Annotated in this window: 15 protein-coding genes; 13 read left to right on the top strand and 2 right to left on the bottom strand. The window is 59.7% G+C overall.

Annotated features, from left to right (window positions below):
- Positions 1 to 170 precede the first annotated feature (170 nt).
- The 8 genes from aspA (at position 171) to HU730_RS13565 (ending at position 17,272) form a co-directional block, all read left to right on the top strand.
- A complete protein-coding gene (gene aspA / locus HU730_RS13600; RefSeq protein WP_186527043.1) occupies positions 171 to 1,595 on the top strand; it encodes an aspartate ammonia-lyase in 1,425 nt (474 codons plus the stop codon).
- Between the two features lie 392 nt (positions 1,596 to 1,987).
- Complete coding sequence (locus tag HU730_RS13595) at positions 1,988 to 3,433, top strand: alanine/glycine:cation symporter family protein (RefSeq protein ID WP_034129133.1); 1,446 nt, start codon at positions 1,988 to 1,990, stop codon at positions 3,431 to 3,433.
- Between the two features lie 76 nt (positions 3,434 to 3,509).
- A complete protein-coding gene (locus tag HU730_RS13590) occupies positions 3,510 to 4,487 on the top strand; it encodes an asparaginase (protein WP_072445656.1) in 978 nt (325 codons plus the stop codon).
- A 115-nt stretch (positions 4,488 to 4,602) separates the two neighbouring features.
- Positions 4,603 to 9,240 (top strand): hypothetical protein, encoded by a 4,638-nt coding sequence (locus HU730_RS13585; RefSeq protein ID WP_186527042.1) that lies wholly within the window; start codon positions 4,603 to 4,605, stop codon positions 9,238 to 9,240.
- A gap of 63 nt (positions 9,241 to 9,303) precedes the next feature.
- Complete coding sequence (locus tag HU730_RS13580; RefSeq protein ID WP_186527041.1) at positions 9,304 to 10,296, top strand: AraC family transcriptional regulator; 993 nt, start codon at positions 9,304 to 9,306, stop codon at positions 10,294 to 10,296.
- A 127-nt stretch (positions 10,297 to 10,423) separates the two neighbouring features.
- Positions 10,424 to 11,458 (top strand): histone deacetylase family protein, encoded by a 1,035-nt coding sequence (locus tag HU730_RS13575; protein WP_034129137.1) that lies wholly within the window; start codon positions 10,424 to 10,426, stop codon positions 11,456 to 11,458.
- Complete coding sequence (locus HU730_RS13570) at positions 11,455 to 12,546, top strand: polyamine ABC transporter substrate-binding protein (RefSeq protein WP_060763881.1); 1,092 nt, start codon at positions 11,455 to 11,457, stop codon at positions 12,544 to 12,546. The genes HU730_RS13575 and HU730_RS13570 overlap by 4 nt, the downstream gene beginning before the upstream one ends.
- Positions 12,547 to 12,661: 115 nt before the next feature.
- Entirely contained in the window at positions 12,662 to 17,272 is a 4,611-nt protein-coding gene (locus HU730_RS13565; protein ID WP_186527040.1) for a DUF6543 domain-containing protein, read from the top strand.
- Positions 17,273 to 17,277: 5 nt separating this feature from the next.
- On the opposite strand, the gene HU730_RS13560 is transcribed toward HU730_RS13565, so the two are convergent.
- Positions 17,278 to 18,816, bottom strand: coding sequence for a PLP-dependent aminotransferase family protein (locus HU730_RS13560; protein WP_186527039.1), 1,539 nt, complete (start codon positions 18,814 to 18,816; stop codon positions 17,278 to 17,280).
- A gap of 87 nt (positions 18,817 to 18,903) precedes the next feature.
- On the opposite strand from HU730_RS13560, the gene HU730_RS13555 reads away from it, so the two are divergent.
- Genes HU730_RS13555 through HU730_RS13545 form a run of 3 tightly spaced genes read left to right on the top strand, consistent with a single transcriptional unit; the run spans position 18,904 to position 20,667 of the window.
- On the top strand, positions 18,904 to 19,542 hold the full coding sequence (locus HU730_RS13555) for an FMN-binding negative transcriptional regulator (RefSeq protein ID WP_072445660.1): 639 nt from the start codon (positions 18,904 to 18,906) through the stop codon (positions 19,540 to 19,542).
- Positions 19,539 to 19,985 (top strand): GNAT family N-acetyltransferase, encoded by a 447-nt coding sequence (locus HU730_RS13550; protein ID WP_054916939.1) that lies wholly within the window; start codon positions 19,539 to 19,541, stop codon positions 19,983 to 19,985. The genes HU730_RS13555 and HU730_RS13550 overlap by 4 nt, the downstream gene beginning before the upstream one ends.
- 10 nt (positions 19,986 to 19,995) lie before the next feature.
- Positions 19,996 to 20,667 (top strand): GNAT family protein, encoded by a 672-nt coding sequence (locus tag HU730_RS13545; RefSeq protein ID WP_034129143.1) that lies wholly within the window; start codon positions 19,996 to 19,998, stop codon positions 20,665 to 20,667.
- Positions 20,668 to 20,793: 126 nt separating this feature from the next.
- Here the strand turns inward: HU730_RS13545 and HU730_RS13540 are convergent, their stop codons facing one another.
- Positions 20,794 to 21,696, bottom strand: coding sequence for a homocysteine S-methyltransferase family protein (locus tag HU730_RS13540; RefSeq protein ID WP_186527038.1), 903 nt, complete (start codon positions 21,694 to 21,696; stop codon positions 20,794 to 20,796).
- Positions 21,697 to 21,810: 114 nt separating this feature from the next.
- On the opposite strand from HU730_RS13540, the gene HU730_RS13535 reads away from it, so the two are divergent.
- On the top strand, positions 21,811 to 22,632 hold the full coding sequence (locus HU730_RS13535) for an ABC transporter substrate-binding protein (RefSeq protein ID WP_186527037.1): 822 nt from the start codon (positions 21,811 to 21,813) through the stop codon (positions 22,630 to 22,632).
- On the top strand, positions 22,629 to 23,399 hold the full coding sequence (locus HU730_RS13530) for an amino acid ABC transporter permease (protein WP_014720547.1): 771 nt from the start codon (positions 22,629 to 22,631) through the stop codon (positions 23,397 to 23,399). Before HU730_RS13535 ends, HU730_RS13530 begins: the two co-directional genes overlap by 4 nt.
- The last annotated feature ends 149 nt before the right edge of the window (positions 23,400 to 23,548 follow it).

Here is a 23,548-nt window from a genome sequence, read left to right as displayed (position 1 = left end):
ACGGAATGCACCATTTTGGCACACACGCCCGCCAAGATAACCGGGTCACATCCACATTATGCCGTTTGTGCATAGGCCAGTGTTTAACAGCATTGGCCCAAAAAGTTCTACAAGCCTAGCATTCGCAGCGTTCCGGCCAGTTCCGGGTCCATATTGAGATGATTTCCGTCATGTCCTCTGCTGCATCATTCCGTACCGAAAAAGACCTGCTTGGCGTACTCGAAGTACCGGCTCAAGCGTATTACGGCATCCAGACCCTGCGAGCGGTGAATAACTTCCGCCTCTCGGGCGTTCCGATTTCGCATTACCCGAAATTGGTGGTCGGTCTGGCAATGGTCAAGCAAGCGGCCGCTGACGCCAACCGCGAGTTGGGCCAGCTCAGCGAAGCCAAGCACGCTGCCATCAGCGAAGCCTGTGCTCGTCTGATCCGCGGCGATTTCCACGAAGAGTTCGTGGTGGACATGATTCAAGGCGGCGCCGGCACTTCAACCAACATGAATGCCAACGAAGTCATCGCCAACATCGCGCTGGAGGCCATGGGTCACCAGAAGGGCGAATACCAGTACCTGCACCCCAACAACGACGTGAACATGGCGCAGTCGACCAACGACGCCTACCCGACCGCGATCCGCCTGGGTCTGCTGTTGGGCCATGACGCGCTGCTGGCCAGCCTCGACAGCCTGATCCAGGCGTTCGCCGCCAAAGGCGCCGAGTTCAGCCATGTGCTGAAAATGGGCCGCACCCAGTTACAAGACGCCGTGCCGATGACCCTCGGCCAGGAATTCCGCGCTTTCGCCACTACCCTGGGCGAAGACCTGGCGCGCCTGAAGACCCTGGCACCGGAGCTGCTCACCGAAGTGAACCTGGGCGGCACCGCCATCGGCACCGGCATCAACGCCGACCCACGTTACCAGGCCCTGGCCGTACAACGCCTGGCCACCATCAGCGGCCAGCCGCTGGTACCGGCGGCCGACTTGATCGAAGCCACCTCCGACATGGGCGCCTTTGTACTGTTCTCCGGCATGCTCAAGCGTACCGCCGTGAAGCTGTCCAAGATCTGCAACGACTTGCGCCTGCTGTCCAGCGGCCCACGCACCGGCATCAACGAGATCAACCTGCCGGCACGCCAGCCAGGCAGCTCGATCATGCCCGGCAAGGTCAACCCGGTGATTCCGGAAGCGGTTAACCAGGTGGCATTCCAGGTGATCGGTAACGACCTGGCCCTGACCATGGCAGCCGAAGGCGGACAATTGCAGTTGAACGTGATGGAGCCGCTGATCGCCTTCAAGATCTTCGACTCGATCCGCCTGCTGCAACGCGCCATGGACATGCTGCGCGAGCACTGCATCGTCGGCATCACCGCCAACGAAGCACGCTGCCGCGAACTGGTGGAGCATTCCATCGGCCTGGTCACCGCGCTGAACCCGTATATCGGCTATGAAAACGCCACCCGCATTGCGCGTATCGCTCTTGAAAGCGGGCGCGGCGTGCTGGAACTGGTGCGTGAAGAAGGCTTGCTCGACGACACCATGCTCGACGACATCCTGCGCCCGGAAAACATGATCGCTCCACGCTTGGTCCCGCTGAAGGCCTAAGCGTTTGTTGCACCGCTCACCAGGTTGAGGGACTAGACACCTCTCACCTTTTGAGGGCCTGAAGGCTCGTTCTTCAGGCCCTTTTTTTTGCCTTGAGGTTGCTCCATGACGCCCATAAAAAATCTAATATCGCACCGCAAACCTTCCTCCCCTTCCGCGACCGCGCTGAAACCTTTAATCGCCCCGTGCAGACGGATCACGCTCGCCTAGGTATAGTGCCGCCCCTCTTCGCGTCTGCGGCTGTCGGTAACGAGGCCCGGGAACCACGCGAAAGCGCATGAATAACAACACCCGCAAAAGGATGGGGATCGAGCGTCGTGCACTGCCTGGTGCCGAGCGATGCGTCGGACCGTCCTGCGTTTGCCATTAGAAAAATCAGCGAGGAACACTCCATGCTCGAAGTCATCAACGACTTCCTCTCAGGGAAAGTACTGATCGTGCTCATAGTCGGGCTCGGCGGTTATTTCACGATCCGCTCGCGTTTCGTGCAGTTGCGTCACTTTTTCCACATGTTCTCGGTGTTTAAAGACAGCCTCAAGAGCAGCGCCGGCCAACTCAGCTCGTTCCAGGCGCTGATGCTCAGCCTGGCCGGCCGCGTGGGTGCCGGTAACATCGCCGGTGTCGGCATTGCCGTGACGTTGGGTGGCCCGGGTGCCGTGTTCTGGATGTGGGTCACCGCGCTGGTGGGCATGTCTTCGAGCTTTATCGAGTGCTCCCTCGGCCAGTTGTACAAGCGCACCGACGCTGAAGGCACCTACCGTGGCGGCCCGGCGTATTACATCCAGCACGGCCTGCACAAGCGCTGGCTGGGGATGGTCATGGCGTTCCTGCTGCTGGTGACCTTCGGCTTTGCCTTCAACGGCCTGCAAGCACACGCTGTCACCCACTCGCTGAACAACGCCTTCGGGCTCGACACCACCTACACCGGCCTCGCGCTGGCGGTGTTGCTGGGCCTGGTGTTCATCGGCGGGATCAAGCGTATCGCCTCGATCGCCGACCTGCTGGTGCCGGTCAAGACCCTGGTCTACATCGCCGTGACCCTGTACGTGATCGTGCTGCAATTCGACCACGTACCGGCCATGCTCGCGACCATCGTCAAGAGCGCGTTCGGCCTCGACCAAGCCTTCGGTGGCCTGGTGGGCAGCGCGATCATCATGGGTGTAAAGCGCGGCGTGTTCGCCAACGAAGCAGGCTTGGGCAGTGCGCCTAACGTGGCGGCAGTGGCGTCGGTAGAACACCCTATCGCCCAAGGCGTGGTGCAAGCGTTCAGCGTGTTCCTCGACACCTTCGTGATCTGCACCTGTACTGCGTTGCTGATCCTGCTGTCGGGTTTCTACACCCCAGGCTTTGAAGGCGACGGCATTGCCCTGACCCAGAACTCCCTGGCGGCAGTAGTGGGTGACTGGGGCCGCATGTTCATCTCGGTGGCCCTGGCGTTGTTCGTGTTCACGTCGATCATGTACAACTACTACCTGGGCGAGAGCAACCTGCGCTTCCTGGTCGGCAACAACCGCAAGGTGCTGATGGGTTATCGCGCTTTGGTGCTGGTGCTGATTTTCTGGGGCTCCATCGAGAACTTGAGCACGGTGTTTGCCTTCGCCGACATCACCATGACCATGCTCGCGTTCGTCAACCTGTTCGCCCTGGCGTTCCTGTTCAAGATTGCCATGCGCATCCTCAACGACTACGACAACCAGCGCGCGGCGGGTATCAAGACCCCGGTGTTCGATTCCAGCCAGTTCCCCGACCTGGACCTGGACCGCAAGGCCTGGCCGGCCAACCCGGTGAAAACCGAAGCGGCCCCGGCAGCTGAACTGAGCGCTCAAGCGCAACGTTAATCACGGCTAGATGACACGCCGCCCGGCCTTGGGCATGCTCTGGGCCCGGCGGCGTTTTTCGTTCAGGAGATTTTCGATGCAATCAGCTAATAACGTGATGGTGCTCTATACCGGCGGCACCATTGGCATGCAGGCCAGCGCCAATGGCCTGGCACCCGCGTCTGGTTTTGAAGTACGCATGCGTGAACAGTTCGCCGACGCAGACCTGCCCGCGTGGCGCTTCCGGGAAATGTCACCACTGATCGACAGCGCCAACATGAACCCCGCTTACTGGCAGCGCCTGCGCAGCGCCGTGGTCGAGGCGGTAGACGCCGGCTGCGATGCCGTGCTGATCCTGCACGGCACCGACACCCTGGCCTACAGCGCGGCGGCCATGAGCTTCCAACTGCTGGGCCTGCCGGCACCGGTGGTGTTCACCGGTTCGATGCTGCCCGCCGGTGTGCCCGACAGCGATGCCTGGGAAAACGTCAGCGGTGCGTTGACAGCCTTGGCCGAAGGGTTGGAGCCGGGTGTGCACCTGTACTTCCACGGCGCGCTGATGGCACCGACCCGCTGCGCGAAGATTCGCAGTTTTGGGCGCAATCCGTTTGCGGCCTTGCAACGCAAGGATGACTTCGCCCGTGCCGAAACCCTGCCGGCAGCGCTGGATTACCGTCAGCCCAAAGCCTTGGCGAACGTCGGCGTACTGCCGCTGATACCCGGTTTCGACGCTGCACAGCTAGACGCAATCATCAGCAGCGGCATTCAGGGCTTGGTGCTGGAGTGCTTCGGCAGCGGCACCGGGCCGAGCGATAATCCGCAGTTCCTCGCCAGCTTGCAGCGTGCGCAAGATCAAGGTGTGGTGGTGGTCGCCATCACTCAGTGCCATGAAGGCGGTGTAGAGCTGGATGTCTACGAGGCCGGCAGCCGCTTGCGGGGCGCCGGCGTGTTGTCCGGCGCAGGCATGACCCGCGAAGCCGCGTTCGGCAAGTTGCACGCCCTGCTCGGTGCCGGCCTTGCCGTCGAGGAAGTGCGGCGCCTGGTAGAGTTGGACCTGCGTACCAACCCAGCTTGAACGCCCAAGACAGCCCTACATAAGCACTGCTATTCCCTGCTTGCTGATACCTAACATGGAAAACCCGAGCCTGCTCTCGGCTTTTTCCATTGATCGGCAAGACAGGGATGCCCGCATGACAACCTCCAGCTCCACACCCTCGCAGCAAACGCCTCCAGACACTGAAACACACAAACTGGCCACTCAACTGTCCGTCGGACCTTCGTTCCGTGAAGCCGCTCGCGAACTGCTGCGCCAGTCTTTACTGGAGAAATACCCAGACCTGGACATCGACCCGGCCATGACACTGATGGGCACTCCCACCTGGGAGCTCATCGATGACCAGATCGTGCCAGGGCCAACACGCTATGAAACCTTGAGCAGCATCCTGGCCCGGCAGGCCATCCTCAAGGTGCCGACGCTGTGCGTCGAGGGCAATCACTTCCTGACCCTGAAGCCGTTGACCACCTCCCCGCTTCATTTGCCCGTGCGTATTGTCGAAATCGCCAATCTGATCAATACCCTGGCGCCGGTGGTCTACCGGGCCTTTCAGGAACAGTTGGTAACGTTCTGGAACCAGAGCAACGGCAACGGTCCTCGCTGGCAAACACTCACCCAGAGCCTGCGCGGGGCCTGGAATGTGCAACACGTCGATGCCTGGACCGACGAAGACTGCACGATGGCCCGAACGCTGTTTCATGCACCCACCCGCTCCGCTCGCCAAGACAATAACCCTTATGGCAGCCGCGCTTATCTGATTGATGCCGACCTGGTAAAAGGTTCCAAGACGCAGCACACCGACCAAGTATTCATGACCGTGCTCGAGGGCAAACTCGAAGACAAAACCCTGATCCTCTGTTACTCACCCTTCAAGGGATACGAGAAATACGACACCTACCAACAGCTAGGCGATTCGTTGAAGGATCACCTGGAGCAACCGGAGGCTTTTGATCGCCTGGAGTGGCGCCTTTATGAACCTGACGGCGATTTTTTCGAGCACGCTGCCTGCAAGCTGATCGCCCTGCAACTTGAGACTGTGGAAAACCTCAAAACCGGGGATTACAAACAGCCCAGCGCGAAACACCCGCCCCTGCAAACACTCCCGATGCCTGCCGAAAAAGCCATCGCCAAAGGGCCGGGCCCAGGCTGGTATCAAACCCAACTGCCGGACTGGCTGACCGATGCCTCTGCCAGCGATCAGTCGCTTTATTCACGCCACCTCAAGGACTTGGCCTCGCTCAATAGCCTGAATGCCGGCAAGACCTACGATGACGGTATTCCCAGCATTCATCAGTTCGCCTTGGACCAGTTGAAAATCGAGCTGCTCAAGGACCACCCGACGCTGCATTACCTGAAGCTCGACAAGCTGAAAATCCAGGTCAAGAGCCTTGTGGTATGGGGCCTTTTCACCGTGCCCGGGCAGTTCGAAACCACCACGTTCAGCCTTGCCGAACTGGCCCTGCAAAACCTGATTGCACTGCCCACCGGTAATAAAACGTTGCTGAGCGACATCCGCCAATCCATACCGGATCGGATAACCGTGGCTTACCTCGAAACACTGATCAGCCGCTGTAATATCGGTGTCACGTACCCTGCATTGATCCGCAGCAAACTGCTGGATGACCCGGCCGAGGCGTCACGTCGCAAAAAACTGTACCGCGATCACCTGCGAGTCCAATTGCCGATGCTGGCCTTACAGCACAAGATTCGCCGCATGGGCGGGATTGACGAGCGCGGCTACCGCTACGTTGTGGCTGTGATGCAGCCTGAAAGCGGCGACCATTACGTCGACGGCAAAGCCATCATGGTGCGACGCCTGAGCTTCAACCCCAAGCGCCGGCTCATCAACGGCAACGATGACGTCACCAATATGTACATCATCGGCCCAGAAAATGCTCAAGACGGCCCTTGCCTGCTATACCGCCCGTTGTTTGAACCCGCGTTGCTGCAATACCCATCACCGGCAAACTTGCTGTATGCCATCAGCCAGTCGCGCACGTTGCGCGATTCGGTGATTAGCTGGCTACCGGACGCGGTGCGTAACCACTACGCCAATTATGTCTTTACCAGTCATTGGCCGTCGCCGTGGGTCATCGCCGACTTTCTGGTAAACCCCATCGAGCTATGGACCTATAGCGGTCCCGTGAGTCTTGGTGAGGAGAGCCTCAACGGGGATATGTTCAAGACGCTGTTCGAGAGCAACGCCAAAGCGCTGATTGAACTGGCGGACCGCCAATCGGTATCGAATGCCGAAAGCCGCTGGGACACGCTAAAGCAGGCCGGTTGGGTGCTCTTCAATGCCGCACTGCCCTTTATGGGGCGCGTCGCAAGCACTAGCGCGTGGATCTGGCAAATCGTCGAACAGCTGGAAACTTTTGCCCAGGCCCATGAGGAGGGCGACAAGCCTGCACAATGGTCTGCGCTGACCGATGTGCTGCTTAACCTGGGTATGGCGATCACCTTACACAGCGCACAGCGCAGCAGACCTAAGTTCGAGCCGGCCAGGATCGAGCCCACCAAAGTCAAGACGACCGAGCTTGCGCCTGAAACGCCGGGCCCCTCCAGCACGATAAGCTTCACCGTCGAGCAACTGCCTGAGCGAACCTCGCTGGCCCCGCCTCCCGATCACGAGATCGCACTGAACACGAGCGGCGCAATCAACCGCACGCCAGCGCTGGAAACCTCGATGCTTGAAAGCTTTAAAACAGAAAAGCCCGCTGACCTCGGCGCCGTCATAGACCAGCCGGCTGCTGACCGCTACCTGTATCAGTCAGGAGAGCAGCACTACGCTCCCGTCGGCGAAAACTGGTTCATGGTGAAAGTGGACGACGATAAAAACATTGTTGTCATTGACCCCAACCAGGCCAACCGCATCGGCCCCATACTGATTCACAACGCTCAGGGCGAATGGTCCGTCGACCACCGGGTGCGCCTGCGCAAACCCAGTACCGATCGGTTGAAAAATACCGCCAAGGACCTTGCGATCACCGAAGCCGACGCATCGCGCAGAAAATTGAAAGCGTTTGAAAGCGCGAAGAAAACCCAGCAGCACCTACTGCAAGAAACCCGCAAAGCAATGGACGAGGCCCCCAGTACCAGTGCCCAAGCCAAACGCCAGGCCTACCTGGACACGCTCGATGGCCAATCGGAAGACTACGAACAAGCACGGCAACACCTGATGACCATCGCCGTCTTCACCTCGGAGCCTGAGTTCCAAGTAAAAGCCATTGGCTATCTACAGGCCCAACTGGCGCTCAATGAAGCAGGGGTAAACGAAGAACTCGTACCCTTTACTTCAAAACTTTCGCCCGTTCTGGAACAGCTCCCAATCCATGCACCGCCACCTCATACCAGCGATATCGCGGACTACCAACAGATCGTCGAGATGAGCGACAGCATGATCAAGCGCCTGGATTACGCTCAGTCACGCTTCACCGAACTACGCAAATTCGGCCCGGCCGGATTCGACGTGATCAGGGAGAGCAAGCGCAAACTGCCCCGCTATATGAGCGACGATCTCAGGGCCCTGCAGGTGACGTTGGCGCGTCACTTGTGCCTGGCCCCTGAATCCCTCGCAACCGAACCCCATGCCTGGGAGATGCTCAACGACACGCTCGACAGTGCCGACGTCGCGGTACAGACCCTGCGTGACACCCTGGATGAGCGAAGCGAATATCGCCTGGACGAGCGTATTGATGCCTTGAGCAATCTAGTGGAGCAGTTCAAGTTCATCGATGAGCGCTTGAAGGACTTTTCTCAAGAGTTCTCCGAACAGATCCAGGCCCAACCCCTGGAACGCCTGAGTCGATCGCTGCAAGGGTTCGCCAACCGCGCCAAGGCGGCACTTGTCCCTCTGCACGAGGAACAGAAACTGACGCGAATCAGGCCCACCCCTCCCCCTGCGCTACCCAGGCCGCTGAAAAAATTTATCCAGACACGCTACAACGGCGTGTTGATTGGCGAACCCCGCTTGGACCCCATAGGGACCGTATCAAGGTTCGTTGATATCAAGACCCCGATAACCGGCCAGGTCCTGGCCACCTTTCATGAGAAGACTCCGGGTATGTGGGTCGAACACATCGAAACGCCCCCGGCACAGGCCACATCCGCAACGCTCACGCTCCACGACGCCACCACCGCGGGCGAGAAACTACTGGCCCAATTGCCGAAGTTTCAAGAACGCGCCAGCCAACAAGCCAACGATACCTCGCGCACGGCCATCGGCATCGAGTACATGTTTCACCAGCACGCCTGGTTGCTCGAGCGCAGCGAGCAAGATATTGACGAGGCATTGATCAAAGCCAAAGTCACGGCACAAACCAAGCAATCCAGCGCAGACCTGCGCAAACGACTCAAGGCTGCCACAAAAGCACTTTACGCACGAGCCACTGAAACCGTGGCAAAGCTGATCAAGCAACAGCCGCCGACCATTGCCCATGTCGACTGGCTCATTAACCACCGCGAAATTGCGATCAAAAAGGTCACGACCCGGCAGCCTCTCAAGGGCGCCACTTGGAGCTATCAAGATGAGTATGCCGTCATTGATCTGTCTACCAGCAAACCCCTCTGGTATGCACATTTCCAATACTCGAGCGCCCACGCTTCACTTAACAGATTTCTCCATGCACGGTTGAAAACACCAGCAGAACAACAGCTCAAAGAGGTGGCTGACACGATCACCGACTTAAACGCAGAGGAACAACTCAACTACTACCGCAGCTCCATCAACCTGACGCAAGCCCAGCGCTTGTTTTTCCCGCCAGAGGTCTATTGACCTCCCCCTCGCGCAACGGCACATAACTTGCTCCAGCCTGGCAAACCCAGGCTGGAATCGATCATGCTGCATTCACACCTGACCACCCTCAATGCGGTCTCGCTGATACTGGAGACGTTCAAGCCTGACGGCATACCCAGCCAAACCCTGCTGGCCGGCAGTGGCATCAGCAGCGCCGACCTGGGCCGCGCCGATACGCGTATTATCACTCATCAGGAAATGCGCGTATGCGCCAACGCCGTGGCGTTGCGCCGGGGTATCGGCTTGGAACTGGGCCGGCGCATGCATGTGTCATCCTACGGCATGCTCGGTTATGCACTGCTCACCAGTGCCACCTTCGGTGACGCTTTGCGCCTGGCCCTGCGCTACCCGGCGCTGTTGGGAACACTTTTTGAACTGAGCCTGGAGGAGGACGGCCAGCGTGTCTGGTTCAGCGCCAGTGACTATCGCGAAGACCCAGCCCTGCACGCCTTCAATGTCGAGTTCTGCCTGCTCTCGCTGAAAGTCATCGGCGACGATCTGCTCGGCCAACCACTGCCATTACTCGGCGCGCGCTTTGAATACCCAGCGCCCGACTATCGAGCACGCTACGCCGAACGCTTCGACTGCCCGCTGCAATTTGGCGCCGCCAGCAATGCCTTTGCGTTCGACCGTGACTGGCTCGATCAACCCCTGCCGCTGGCCGACGCCGTCACCCACTGCGCCATGGTGGAACGCTGCCGGCGGCAGAATGCCGAGTTCACCGGTCGCCAGGCCTGGCTGGGGCGTGTGCGCCTGTTACTGGCCGCGCAACTGAATGCCGCTCCGGGCCTGGAGGGACTGGCAGGGCAGATGAACTGTTCAGCACGTACCCTGCGCCGGCATTTGCATGATTTGGGCTGCAGCTATCAGGAGTTGCTCGACGAACTACGCTTCGAACGCGCCAAACATTTGCTGGGGGAGGATGAACTGCCGATCTACCGGATCGCCGAGCAACTGGGCTTCAGCGAGACCGCGAGCTTCAGGCATGCGTTCGTGCGCTGGAGCGGTGTGGCACCGAGTCAGTTCAGGCCTTAGCAAGGGGCGAATAGCGGACAGACACATTGGCCATATCGATCCCCTTTTGGCCGCTCCTGCCGTTCTCCAAAACCCGGCGTCTGGCAACACTGCAAGGCATACCCCAGAGCCTTCGGAGAACAACAACATGCTGACGATCTACTCGGACGATCATCATTTGCACCATGGCCGCTGTGAACTGATGGACGGGCAACTGATGCCCTGCTTCGAAATGCCCTCGCGCGCCGACCATGTGCTGCAACGGGTCAAGGCGCGGGAGCTGGGGCCCGTGCAAGCACCGCTGGACTTCGGCCTGGCACCGCTGCAACGTATCCACAGCCGCGACTACCTCGACTTCTTCAAAGGCGCCTGGCAGCGCTGGACCGAATACGACCAGGACGGCGATCTGTTGCCCTACACCTGGCCTGCGCGCACGTTGCGCCGCGTGATGCCCACCAGCCTGCACGGCCAGTTGGGCTATTACAGCTTCGACGGTGGTGCGCCGATTACAGCCGGCACCTGGCAAGCGGCCTACAGCGCAGCACAAGTTGCCCTCACCGCCCAGGCCGCTATCGCCCAAGGCGCCCACAGTGCCTTCGCGCTGTGCCGCCCGCCGGGGCATCACGCCGCCAGCGATTTGATGGGCGGTTATTGCTACCTCAACAACGCGGCCATCGCAGCCCAGGCATTCCTTGATCAGGGCTGCAAAAAGATCGCGATCCTCGATGTGGACTACCACCACGGTAACGGCACGCAGTCCATTTTTTACGCGCGCAGCGACGTGCTGTTCACCTCGATTCACGGCCATCCGGAGGCAGAGTTTCCGTTCTTCCTCGGTTATGCCGATGAGCATGGCGAAGGCGAAGGCGCGGGTTTCAATTTCAACTATCCGTTGCCGGCCGGGTCCGGCTGGCAGGCCTGGAGCGCCGCGCTGGAACAGGCCTGCGCCGAAATCGAGCGCTACGCCGCCGACATCATCGTGGTGTCCCTGGGCGTGGACACGTTCAAGGACGACCCTATCTCGCAGTTCAAGCTCGACAGCCCGGACTACCTGACCATGGGCGCACGCATTGCCCGCCTGGGCAAACCCACGCTGTTCGTGATGGAGGGCGGCTACGCGGTGGAAGAAATCGGCATCAACGCCGTCAACGTGCTGGAAGGTTTCGAGGAAGCAGCCCAATGAACATACTCAAGTCGCTCGCCCTGTGCGCCGTGGTTGTCAGCGGCGCAGCCCAGGCCGAAGAAAAAACCCTGAAGGTCTACAACTGGTTCGACTACATCACGCCCAAGGCGCTGGAAGACTTCAAGGCCCAGCACCCGTCGATCAAGCTGGTGTACGACATCTTCGACACCAACGAAGCCCTGGAAGCCAAACTGCTCACCGGCAACTCCGGCTATGACGTGGTGGTGCCGTCCAACGTTTTCCTGGCCAAACAGATCGAAGCCGGCGTGTTCCAGCCCTTGGACCGCAGCCAGTTGCCGAACTGGAACCATCTTGACCCCAAACTGATGAAGCTGATCGAAGCCAACGACCCCGGCAATCAATACGCCGTGCCCTACATGTACGGCACCATCCTGATCGGCTTCAACCCAGCCAAGGTCAAGGCGGCCCTGGGCGACAACGCCCCCGTGGACAGCTGGGACCTGATCTTCAAGGAAGAGAACATCAGCAAGCTCAAGCAATGCGGCGTCGCACTGCTGGACTCGCCCTCGGAGATCCTGCCCCTGGCGTTGCAGCACTTGGGCCTGGACCCCAACAGCAGCAACCCCAAGGACTACGACAAGGCCGAAGCGCTGTTGATGAAGATCCGCCCGTACATCACCTACTTTCACTCTTCCAAATACATGGCGGACATCGCCAATGGCGACATCTGTGTCGCGGTGGGTTATTCCGGCAGTTTCTCCCAGGCCGCCAACCGTGCCAAAGAGGCAAAAAACGGCGTCACCGTGGACATGCGCCTGCCCAAAGAAGGCGCGCCGATCTGGTTCGACATGCTCGCCATCCCGAAGGGCGCGCAAAACCCACAGGACGCCTATACCTTTATCAACTACTTGCTACAGCCCGAGGTCATTGCGCTCATCAGCGATTTTGTCGGCTATCCCAACCCTAACAAGGATGCGACCGAACGGGTCGATCCGACCATTCGCAACAACCCCAACCTTTACCCGACCGAAGCGGCGATGGCGACGCTGTATACGTTAAAGCCTCTGGGACGTGATGCGGAGCGCGCCAGGACCAGAGCCTGGACCAAGATCAAATCCGGCACGTGAAACACTGGCGGGCGTAGATGCGCCTCGACGTATCTACCGCCCTCGACGCAACACAGCTCGCTACTTTGCTCATTTGCGAAGCCCGTCCGGGCCATCGAATGCAGAGGAGCTGCACATGCCCAATGACACCGCTAATAACCACCGTCCGCCCAGTACCTATGAACTGCTTACCCAGTTAACCACTGGCCCCACCGCCCGGGAAGTTGCCGCCGCCACCCTGCGCTCTGCACTCAAAGAGTTGTATCCCAACCTGAATATCGACCCCGATCTGGCCGTGGTAGTCAGCCCTCAATGGGAGGTGGTCGGTAACGCCGTCGAGCGCGCGCCGGCTGCTGTGGAATCGCTCACCTCAGTGCTTGCTCATCAGGCACTGTCCAGCGACAGGGTGACCTACCTCGACGGTCAACACTTCCTCACGCTACAACCCAACGCTACGGCTCCTGTACACCTCGCGGTGAAAATCGATGCCATTGCACGTTTGATCAACGAGTTATCCGACCTGCTGTTCGCCGCGTTCCAGGAACAGCAGCTGGACTTCTGGAACGCGTCCAATGGCGCCGCCGGCCCGCGCTGGCAGGCCTTCTCCAGCGCGTTGAGAAACGTGTGGAACATCACCGAAGAGCAAGGCCTGGATGAGCACGAATGCGCCATGGCCCGCACGGTTTTTCAGGAGCCAGACCGAGCCAGGCGTTCGCTGAAAGATCCCTATAAAAGCCATGCCTACCTGGTTGACGTGGATATTCTTGAAGATGGCCAGTCCACCCACCTCTACTTCCTGGACATTACCGTATTGGTAGGCGAACACGAGAACCGCCCAATGGTGCTGACGCACTCGCTTGTGAGCGGGTATGAGACGTTCGAGTCATTGGCCCAGTTCGGTGCTTCGCTGCCGGCAAGGCTGAATGCACCAGAGCGGGACACCACCTTGCAATGGCGCTTGTATGAGCCTGATGGCAACTTCTTCGATGCGCTGGCCTGCACACTGATCTCGCTGCAAATCCAGGTCATTGGCAGCCTCAGCGGGGCCGGTCTGCAGGATCAGCCACGCGCCCCAACTGTCGCCCGGATCGTGCCGAGCATCGAAGAGATGAGCGATCACCAGTTGTCGAATATTCGCCAGATTCACCAACAACTCCCGGACTGGCTAACCTCGGCGACGGACTCCGATACAGCCGCCTACAGCCGCTATATGATCGACCTGGCCCAACTGCACACCCATTACCACGGCGAAACATTCCAAGACGGCATTCCGTCTATTCGTGACTATGCCCGGACCCAGTTGCAAAGCCATATCCGCGACCCGGAAAAGGGCGTGCGTCTGAATCTGGATAAGGTCGAGGTTGTGATTGAAAGCCCGGTTCTGTGGGGCACATTTATCATTCCAGGTGCCGTCGACATCACTCGTCGTAACCTGATCGACCTGGCCTTGGAAAACCTTACCGGCTTGCCTACCGGCAACGCGACCGTGCACTACAACGGCAAGGACAACGGTGTACCCACCTGGCTGACTTACCGCTTTCTGAAAGACGTCATAGAAGACATTGATATAGGCCAGAACTACCCAGCCCTGGTCAAACAAAAACTGCTCGATGATCCGCAGCAATCGCGCCATCGACAGCAGATCTACACCCGCCACCTTCAGGTGCAACTGCCACTGCTGGCCTTGCAGATGAAAATCCGCGGCCAGGGCGGCATCGATGAACGCGGTTACCGCTACATCGCCGCGGTGATGCACAACGAAGAACAGGAGCGCAAAGTAGATGGGCAGCCCATTGTCATTCGCTGCCTGGCCTTTGTGCCCACCTTGCGTCCCGGCCATGAGCAAGACGTAGTCGCCAATATGTTCGTGATCGGCCCGAGGCATTCCGACGCCGGCCCCTGCGTGCTTTATCGGCCCCTGCTCGAACCAACGCTGATGCAATTTGCATCGAGGCAAAACCTGCTGTACGCCATCAAGCATGACCGTACCTTGCGCGAATCAGTGCTGGCCTGGCTGCCCGACGCACAACGCTTCAACTATGCCCAGTATGTGTTCCCAGACACCCTACCCTCGCCCTGGACCGTAGTGCGCGCACTGGTCGAGCCGCTTACCGTGCTGTACATGAGTGGCCCCGTGACGCTGACCAATGAGGAAATAGGCAATGACGCATTAGCGACGCTGTTCAACGCCAATGCCAATGCCATGGTTGAATTGGCGACACGCCAGTCGGTGTCCAACGTACAGAAACGGTGGGCGACCTTTCGACATGCAGGTTGGCAAATATTCAATGCCGCGCTGCCGTTCATGGGCCGCACCCTGGGAGTCGCCGCCTGGATCTGGCAAATCATGGACGACCTGCAAGCTGCCGAGGAGGCCGTGAACAAGGATGACGACTCAACAGCCTGGACAGCGTTGGTGGATGTATTCCTGAACCTGGGTATGGCGCTGACTCTGCATATAGCCCTGCGGCACCCGCGCCCTCGAAAGCAGTTCGATGCGGCCAGGATTGAGCCTGAATCCGAACGCACGACAATCGAAACGGTGAACAAACTGCCGGTTGCCGAGAAAAAATATACCTGCGTGCAGCAACCGGATATTCCCGACAATCAACTACCTGCCAAGCATCAAGGTGCCGTACACACTCGCGGCGCCCTGAGCCATAGTCGCCTGGGGCTGGCCAGAACCCTCGACAGTTTCAATGTTGCCAAACCCGATAAGCTTGGCGAGCAAAATAAAACCCCCGGCCGCCATCTCAATCTCTATCCACTCGCGGATCGGTGGTTTGCGCCCGTTGGTGAGCGCTGGTTCGAAGTCATCGTGGATGACAACGACAGTGTCATTATCATCGACTCCAAATCTCCCTTGCGTACAGGCCCGCCGCTGATCGGCAATCTGGCGGGCCAGTGGTTTGTCGACATACGCCTGCGACTGCGCGGCGGCGGTCTTCGAAACCGCCGGCGGGCGGTCAAGGTCGATCAGCCTGCGCGCATTGCAGCACTCAAGACCCAGCTCAACGCTTTTGACGCCGTCGCCGCCAGTCAACAACTGGACGTGCTTGAATCAAAGCCCGCGCTGGACGCTACCCCGGGGCCGTCCACGGACCTGCAGCGTACAGCGTTCATCGATAAGGTCGACAGGCGGCTGGCGGCGTACGACGAAGCGATCAGCCAGCTGAAGTCCTTGAGTATCATCGACACGGTACCCACCTACCAGAGCAACATGAGCGGTTACCTGAAACAACAGGTGCAACTGACACAGATAGCCATGGAGCAACAGGTGGAGAGCTACAGGAAAGCCTTGAAGGCGTCGTTGCCGGTTCTTGATGCCGAGGTAGACATTGACTATAAAAACCAGGCAAAAAGCGCACACACCCTGTCCACTCTGAACCTTGGCATCATCAGGCGGCTGGAATTCATCAACGACCGCTTCAACGAACTTAAAACCCTGGGAGATGAAGGCGCGGCGATCATTCGTAAAACCATGCGAGAGTTGCCGCAGCTCACGCTCATTGAACTCAAATCTCTCGAGATCGGCTTGGGCCGTTACCTGTGTATCGATGAAACGCAAAGCCAGATTCCAGCCACCGTGCGTGAGCGAATGGGCCAGATCGTCGATTCAGCCGAAATCAACGTTGAAAGTTTCAGTGAGATTGTTGAACGCGGTAATGGCGCCTCGCTGGATGATCGTATCGAGGTGCTCAACAGCCTCGTTGAGCAATTTTCCAGCGCCGACCAACGCCTGCTGGATCTGCACGCCGATTACCCACAGCACTTGCTCAAACCTCGCCTCGAACGTTTTCGCCTGCAAATAAGCGAGTTCAGCCAACGGGCCATCCACGACCTGGCCTACCTGCTGCGAGAGAAAAAAGCCCAGCAGCCCAAGCCCGGCAGCTCCAGGGCCGAGCCCGCCCCAAGGCGTAAAGTGATCAAGACACGTCATCACGGCTTGGTGATGGGTGAGCCCCGCCAAGCAGACAGTTCGTTGGTCGACGTCAAGGCACACATGACCGGCAAGGTGCTCGCCACGTTTCATGAGAAGGCACCGGGAGTCTGGGTTAAACGGCAGAAAGCCCCATCGCAGCCAAGCGCACCGGTAGCTGTGGATCTGGACACCAGCATCAACGCGGGGCAAGCGCTATTGGATGGCGAACAAGCTGAAACCCGTAAATACCAGGGTTTCTCCAGGAAACCCTGGCATGCGCCGCAGGATATTCAAGACATGTTCGATGATCATGCAAAGGCGCTGGAAAAAGCCTCAAACGATATCGAAGAAGCCCTGACCCAGCGCAATCTTACTGAAAGCGATCACGCTTCTGCCGCCTCAACCAAGCGCCAGCTCAACGACGCGGCGCAACGCCTCTATCGGCTTGGTAAAAAACACTACATCGACATGATCAAGCATCAAGCGCCAACCGCCGAACGGGTTGACTGGCTCAACAGCCAAGGGTTGATCCGCATCGTCAAGGTCATCAGCCGCCGCCCCCTCAAGGGGCCCAAAAAGGACTATCTGGACGAGTACGAGATTCGCGACAAAGAAAACGGCACTGTGCTGTGGTACGCGCACTTTCACTATGAAACAAAAGATGCCGCGCTGGAAAACTTCACCAAGGATCACCTCAAGACCCGCGAGCAACAACGTCTAGGCGGTGCCTATCAGCGCACCGGCCCCAGTGACTGGGACATGATTGAAATCCATCGCAGCAGCATCGGCGCCCAACTGGCCCAATCGCTGTTCTTCAACACCTGATCGGCTTATGGCAGCCAAGCCAGACGCAAACGCTCCAGCGCCTGCGCAATGCCCGACTCAGGCACGGCAGCAAACCCCAGCACCAGGCCGGCGCGTTGGTCCGGCGGTGTGCTGGAGTCTGGCAGCCAATAGGTGCTCAAGCCGTTGATCTCTACACCGACTGCATGAGCTTGCTTTAGCAATTGTTGCTCGCGGGACACGCTGTCGACACGCACCGTCAAGTGCAGTCCCGCTGCAACGTTGGGCAATGGGCCAACACCGGGTAATGCCTCTGGCCATCCAGCCAACAAGGCATTGCGTCGGCTCAACGCAGCACGGCGCATCCGGCGAATGTGGCGCTGGAAATGCCCCGCCGCCATGAACTCGGCCATCACCGCCTGGGTGCTGACTTCGGAGTGACGCACGTCCACCGCGCGGCGCCGGGTGAAGGCTTGCACCAGGCCCGGTGGCAACACCAGGTAACCCAGGCGCAACGCCGGGAACGCCACCTTGCCGAAGGTGCCCACGTACAGCACGCGGCCACTGCGATCCAGCGCGGCCAATGGTGACAGCGGCGCGCCGCTGTAGCGGTACTCGCCGTCATAATCGTCCTCCACGATCCAGCCGCCTGAACGCTCGGCCCAGGCCAGCAATTCCAGGCGGCGTGCCAGGCTCATCACCACGCCCAGCGGATACTGATGGGAAGGCGTGACATACGCCACGCGGCAATCATTGAGGGTACTGAGCACCTGGCAATCCATGCCCTCACCGTCCACCGGCACGCCGTGCAGTCGCCCCCCGGCCAAAGCGAATGCATGGCCGGCCGCGCGATAGCCAGGGTTTTCCACCGCCACGCCATCCCCAGGCTCCACCAGCAACTGTGCACAAAGGCTGATGGCCTGCTGTGCGCCGCTGGTGATCACAATTTGTTCAGCCGTGCATTGCATGCCACGCGAGCTGCGCAGGTACGCGGCGATCAAACCGCGCAGGCGGCCATCACCTGCCGGGTCGCCATAGCACAGCTGTTCCAGGTCGGGTTTGCGCCAGAACGCCCCATTCAGCTTGGCCCATACCTCAAACGGGAACAGATCGAAGGCGGGTACGCCCACGCGAAATGCCCGAGGCGGCCCCGAAGGCGGCTGAGGCAGGTGGTGGTCTTTTACCCGCGCCAACCCGGCACTGTGGATAACTTTGTCATCCAAATCCTCAGGTAAATTTGCGCATTTTGTGGATAACCCTGGGGATAAGCCTGTTGACAACCCTGTGGATACTTTTGTGGATAGTTTTTGGGGCATCGGCAATTGGGCAACATAGGTGCCATCACCCACCCGGCTCTCGATAAACCCTTCGGCATACAACTGGTCGTAGGCGCGCACCACGCTGTTGCGGGAAATCGACAAGGCTGTCGCCAAATCGCGGGTTGCGGGCAACCGCGTGCCGCTGACCAATCGCCCATCCAATACCCGCTGGCGCAGGGCCTCATAAAGCTGGCGCGTGAGGCCCTGGCGGCGGTCCAGCTCGATACCGGCGGGGTTGAAGGACAGCGGTGGCGAAACAGGCGGCATATTGGACCTATGAAAATAGCGCGAGATGGCTCTTACAACGAACCAATAGCCTGCCTAGGATGCAGGCATTCGCCAAGGAAAATCTCCATGTACACACCCCGAGCCTTTGCTCTCGATGACTTGCCCGAAATCCAGCAACTGATCCAGCACACCCGTCTGGCGCAGTTGGTAACCGTGGGTGAAAACGGCCTGCAAGCCAGCCACTTGCCTTTGCTGCTCAACCCCGATGAAGGGCCCAACGGCACGCTGTACGGTCACCTGGCCAAGGCCAACCCGCAATGGCGCGAGCTGCAAAATGGCGGTGAAGCGCTGGTGATCTTCGCCGGTGCCGACGCCTATATCAGCCCGGCGTTTTACCCCGCCAAGGCCGAGCACGGCAAAGTGGTCCCGACCTGGAACTACATCGCCGTGCACGCCTATGGCACGCCTGCGGTGTTCAGCGACGCCGAGCGCTTGCTCAAGGTGGTCACCGCCCTCACCGACCGCCATGAAAGCGCCCGCGCCCAACCCTGGCGTGTCAGCGACGCACCGGCGGACTACATCGACGGCATGCTCAAGGCCATTGTCGGCTTTGCCCTGCCGATCGAACGCCTGGTGGGCAAACGCAAACTCAGCCAGAACCGCAGCGCCGCCGACATAGCCGGTGTCCGTGACGGCCTGGCCGCCAGTGCCGATGTACGTGACCAGACCCTCGCCCGCTTTATTCCCCAAGGAGTTTCAGAATGAGCTTGATCGACATTCGCCAGGTCACAGCCGCCGACCAAGCCGCCTGGCTGCCGCTATGGCAGGCCTACTTGGCGTTCTACAACACCGAATTGCCGGACGCCGTCAGCCAAAGCACCTGGCAACGCCTGATCGACCCCAGCGAGCCGACCCATTCGGCACTGGCCTGGCAGGACGGCAAGGCGGTGGGCATGGTCAACTTCATCTACCATCGCTCCAACTGGAGCATCGAGAACTCCTGCTACCTGCAGGACTTGCTGGTTGACCCAGCCCAACGTGGCACGGGGGTCGGTCGCAAGCTGATCGAATTCGTCTACGCCACCGCCAAGGCCGATGGCTGCTGCAAGGTGCACTGGTTGACCCATGAGACCAACGCCACGGCGATCCAGCTCTATGAGCGCATCGCCGAACGCCCAGGCTTCATCCAATTTCGCAAAGGTCTTTAAGGAGCACTGCATGATCAATTCCCTCGCTGATTGGAAAGGCGTCCCGGCGCCGACTGCGCAACTGCTTGAAGGGCGTTTTATCCACCTGGAAAAGCTCGACCCGGCGCGCCATGCCGATCAACTGTGGCAAGCCCTTGACGGCCCAGGGGCCGATCCGAAGCTGTGGGATTACTTGCCCTACGGCCCGTTCACCGAGCGCAGTGCCTTCGACGCCTGGTTGAACAATCACGCCGCCCACAGCGACCCGTACTTTTTCAGCGTGATCGACCGTGCGACGGGCCAGGTTCAGGGCATCCTCAGCCTGATGTCCATCGTCCCGGCGCAAGGCCGTATCGAAATCGGCCACGTCACCTTCGGCGCACCCATGCAGCGCTCGCCGAAAAGCACCGAAGCGGTGTACCTGCTGGCCAAGTATGCGTTCGAGCAGGGCTACCGTCGGCTGGAGTGGAAGTGCAACAACGGCAACGCGCGGTCCAAGTACGCAGCCGAGCGCTTGGGGTTCAGTTTTGAAGGGGTGTTCCGCCAGCACATGGTGGTCAAGGGGCAGAACCGCGATACGGCGTGGTATTCGATCCTGGATTCGGAATGGCCGAAGGTCGGTGCCGGGTTTGAGGCGTGGTTGTCGGAGGCGAACCAGAGTGGTTCGGGCCAGTTGAAGACACTCACAGAGTGTCGGGATTAATACTCACATGTGTGGGAGCTGGCTTGCCTGCGATACAGACACCTCGGTGTATCAGGCAAACCAGTTGATGCCATCGCAGGCAAGCCAGCTCCCACATTGGAGGGTGGCGACTCTCGGAACTTAGGCTCAGCCAGCCAACTTCTGGGCCAGCACCGCAATATGCTCCGGTCCGATGCCGCAGCACCCACCCAAATGGCTAGCGCCGCGCGCTTGCCAATCGGCCGCCCATTGCAAGTAACCGGGCGGGTCGAGGTCGTCGCGCAACGGGTCCAGACCATCGTTGGCCGTGGCTTCCTTCGGTTGCGGTGGGAAAGCGTTGGCGTAGGCGCCGATCTGAATCGCTACACCCAATCGTTCGAAAGTTGCCCGCGCCGCATCAATGGCCGCGCCGATCACTTCCGGCTGGCTGCAGTTGAACAGCAATACCTGCACACCCAGTTGCGCCGCCGCCTCGGCTGCGTCCGCCACCGGTTCGCCGGAGCGCAAGCGCGGCACCTCGTCGGTGTCTTCGTCTTTCAAGGTAAACGACAGCCAGAACGGCTTGCCATCTTTCGGCAACCCGGCATGGATCGCACGCGCTTCAGCGATTGAGCTCTGGGTTTCCGCCAGCCACAGATCGACATGCGGCGCCAGGCCGTTCACCAAGCGGGTGAGCAACTCACTGACGCGCTCGGCCTGGAACAGATCTGGGCGATAAGAGCCAAACAGCGGTGGCAGTGAGCCGGCTACCTGCACGGCTTTACCGGAGGCCTGCACCGCCCGTCGCGCCAACTCACCAGCCAGGGCGGCGAGCGTCTGCCCTTCTTGGGCAAACCGCGCTTCGCCAATGTGGAACGGCACCACCGCGTAACTGTTGCTGGTGATCACATTGGCACCACTGTCGATGTAGGCCGCGTGCACCGCCTCCACCGCTTGCGGCGCTTCGCTCAAGGCCAGTGCCGACCATTCCGGCTGACGGAACGGCGCGCCACGGCGTTGCAGTTCACGGCCCATGCCACCATCGAGAATTACTGTGCTTACTGCGCCCATATGCTTTTTACTCATATGCTTATGAAAATAACTCACTATGAGAGTCGTTCTTATAACTATTTAATGCGTACCGTTCGGTTAATAACAACCTCTTTTTTATTCAGGTGTTCGATTTTGAAATTCAGACCGCTGTTGGCCCTGGGCCTGACGATGTTGGCTGCTTCAACCCAAGCCTTTGGCGGTGCCACGCTGGATCGTGTCGAGCAGAAGAAAGAGCTGGTCGGCGTGCTGATGGAAAGCTATCCACCGTTTTCATTTCTCAATGACCAGAATCAGCTCGACGGTTTCGACGTGGACGTGGCCAAGACCGTGGCGCAAAAACTGGGCGTGAAGTTGCGCCTGGAAACTCCGTCCTGGGACGTGATCGCCGCCGGCCGCTGGAGCGGACGCTACGACATCTGCATCTGCTCCATGACCCCGAGCAAGGCACGCGCCGAGGTGTTCGACTTCCCGGTGGAGTACTACGCTTCGCCCGCCGTGATCGTGGTCAATGCCAAGGACGACCGCATCCACGACGCCCGGGACCTGACCGGCAAAAAAGTCGGCCTCACCAGCGCCTCGAGCTACGAAAGCTACCTGAACAAGAACCTGGTGATCGAAGGCGCCGAAGACACGCAGTTGCAGTACCCGTTCGAGGAGGTGCAGATCGCCCCGTACGACACCGACAACGTGGCGTTCCAGGATCTGGGCCTGGGCGCTGGCGTGCGCCTGGATGCGATCCTCACCAACCTGGTCACCGCGCAGCCGCGCCTGACCCAGGACGAGCGTTTCAAGCTCGCCGGTGCGCCGCTGTACTCGGAGCCCAACTCGGTGGCCATCGAGAAAGGCGACCCGCAGTGGGACAGCAAAGTGCGTGAGGTCTTCGCCCAGCTCAAGCAGGACGGCACCTTGAGCGCGCTGTCGCAAAAATGGATCGGCGCCGATATAAGCCGATGAGTTTTCGCCTACGGCTTTACCTGACCTGGGCGGCGCTGTTCGCGCTGTTTGCGAGTTTCTTCCTTAGCTTTGACCTGAAGTTCTCGATCATCCTCGACAAGCTGCCCAACCTGGTCGGCCTGCACCTTGCGCCCAACGGCTTCCTGCAAGGCGCGGCGCTGACGCTGTTCTTGTGCCTGTGCGCCATTGTCGCGTCGTCGGTGCTGGGCTTTATCACCGCGTTGGGGCGCCTGTCCAAAAGTGCCGTGGCGTTCGGCATTGCCAGTTTCTACGCCTCGTTCTTTCGCGGCACGCCGCTACTGATCCAGATCCTGTTGATCTACCTGGGCCTGCCGCAATTGGGGCTGGTGCCAGGCGCCATCGTCGCCGGGATCATCGCGTTGTCACTGAATTACGGCGCCTACCTGAGCGAGATTTTCCGCGCTGGCATCCTCGGCGTGCCCCATGGTCAACGCGAGGCTGCGCTGGCCCTGGGCATGCGCGACAGGGCGATCTTCTGGCACGTGACCCTGCCCCAGGCCATGCGCACCATCATCCCGCCGGCCACTAACCAGTTCATCTCGATGCTCAAGGATTCGTCGCTGATCTCCGTGATGGGCGTGTGGGAAGTGATGTTTCTGGCGCAGTCCTATGGCCGCTCAAGCTACCGCTATATCGAGATGCTCACGACGGCGGCGATCATTTATTGGGTGATGTCCCTGGGGCTCGAATTGATCCAGGCGCGGATGGAGCGGCATTTCGGCAAGGGCTACGTGCGGCGCGGTTGACGTGCAGAATGTGCAATATATTGCAGCGCTCAGGCTGAATAGGCTCAAGGATCTGCAATAGATTGCATATTCATTGTCGTCATCTTTTCGACACATTCCTGCAACTCCCCTTCGCTATACAGGTCGACTCGCTTGCCATAACAAGGTCG

This window comes from Pseudomonas sp. SWRI22 (assembly GCF_014268395.2).
GTDB lineage: Bacteria > Pseudomonadota > Gammaproteobacteria > Pseudomonadales > Pseudomonadaceae > Aquipseudomonas > Aquipseudomonas paracarnis.
The sequence above is the reverse complement of the archived record's forward strand: the minus strand, read 5'-3'. Positions and strand labels throughout refer to the sequence as shown.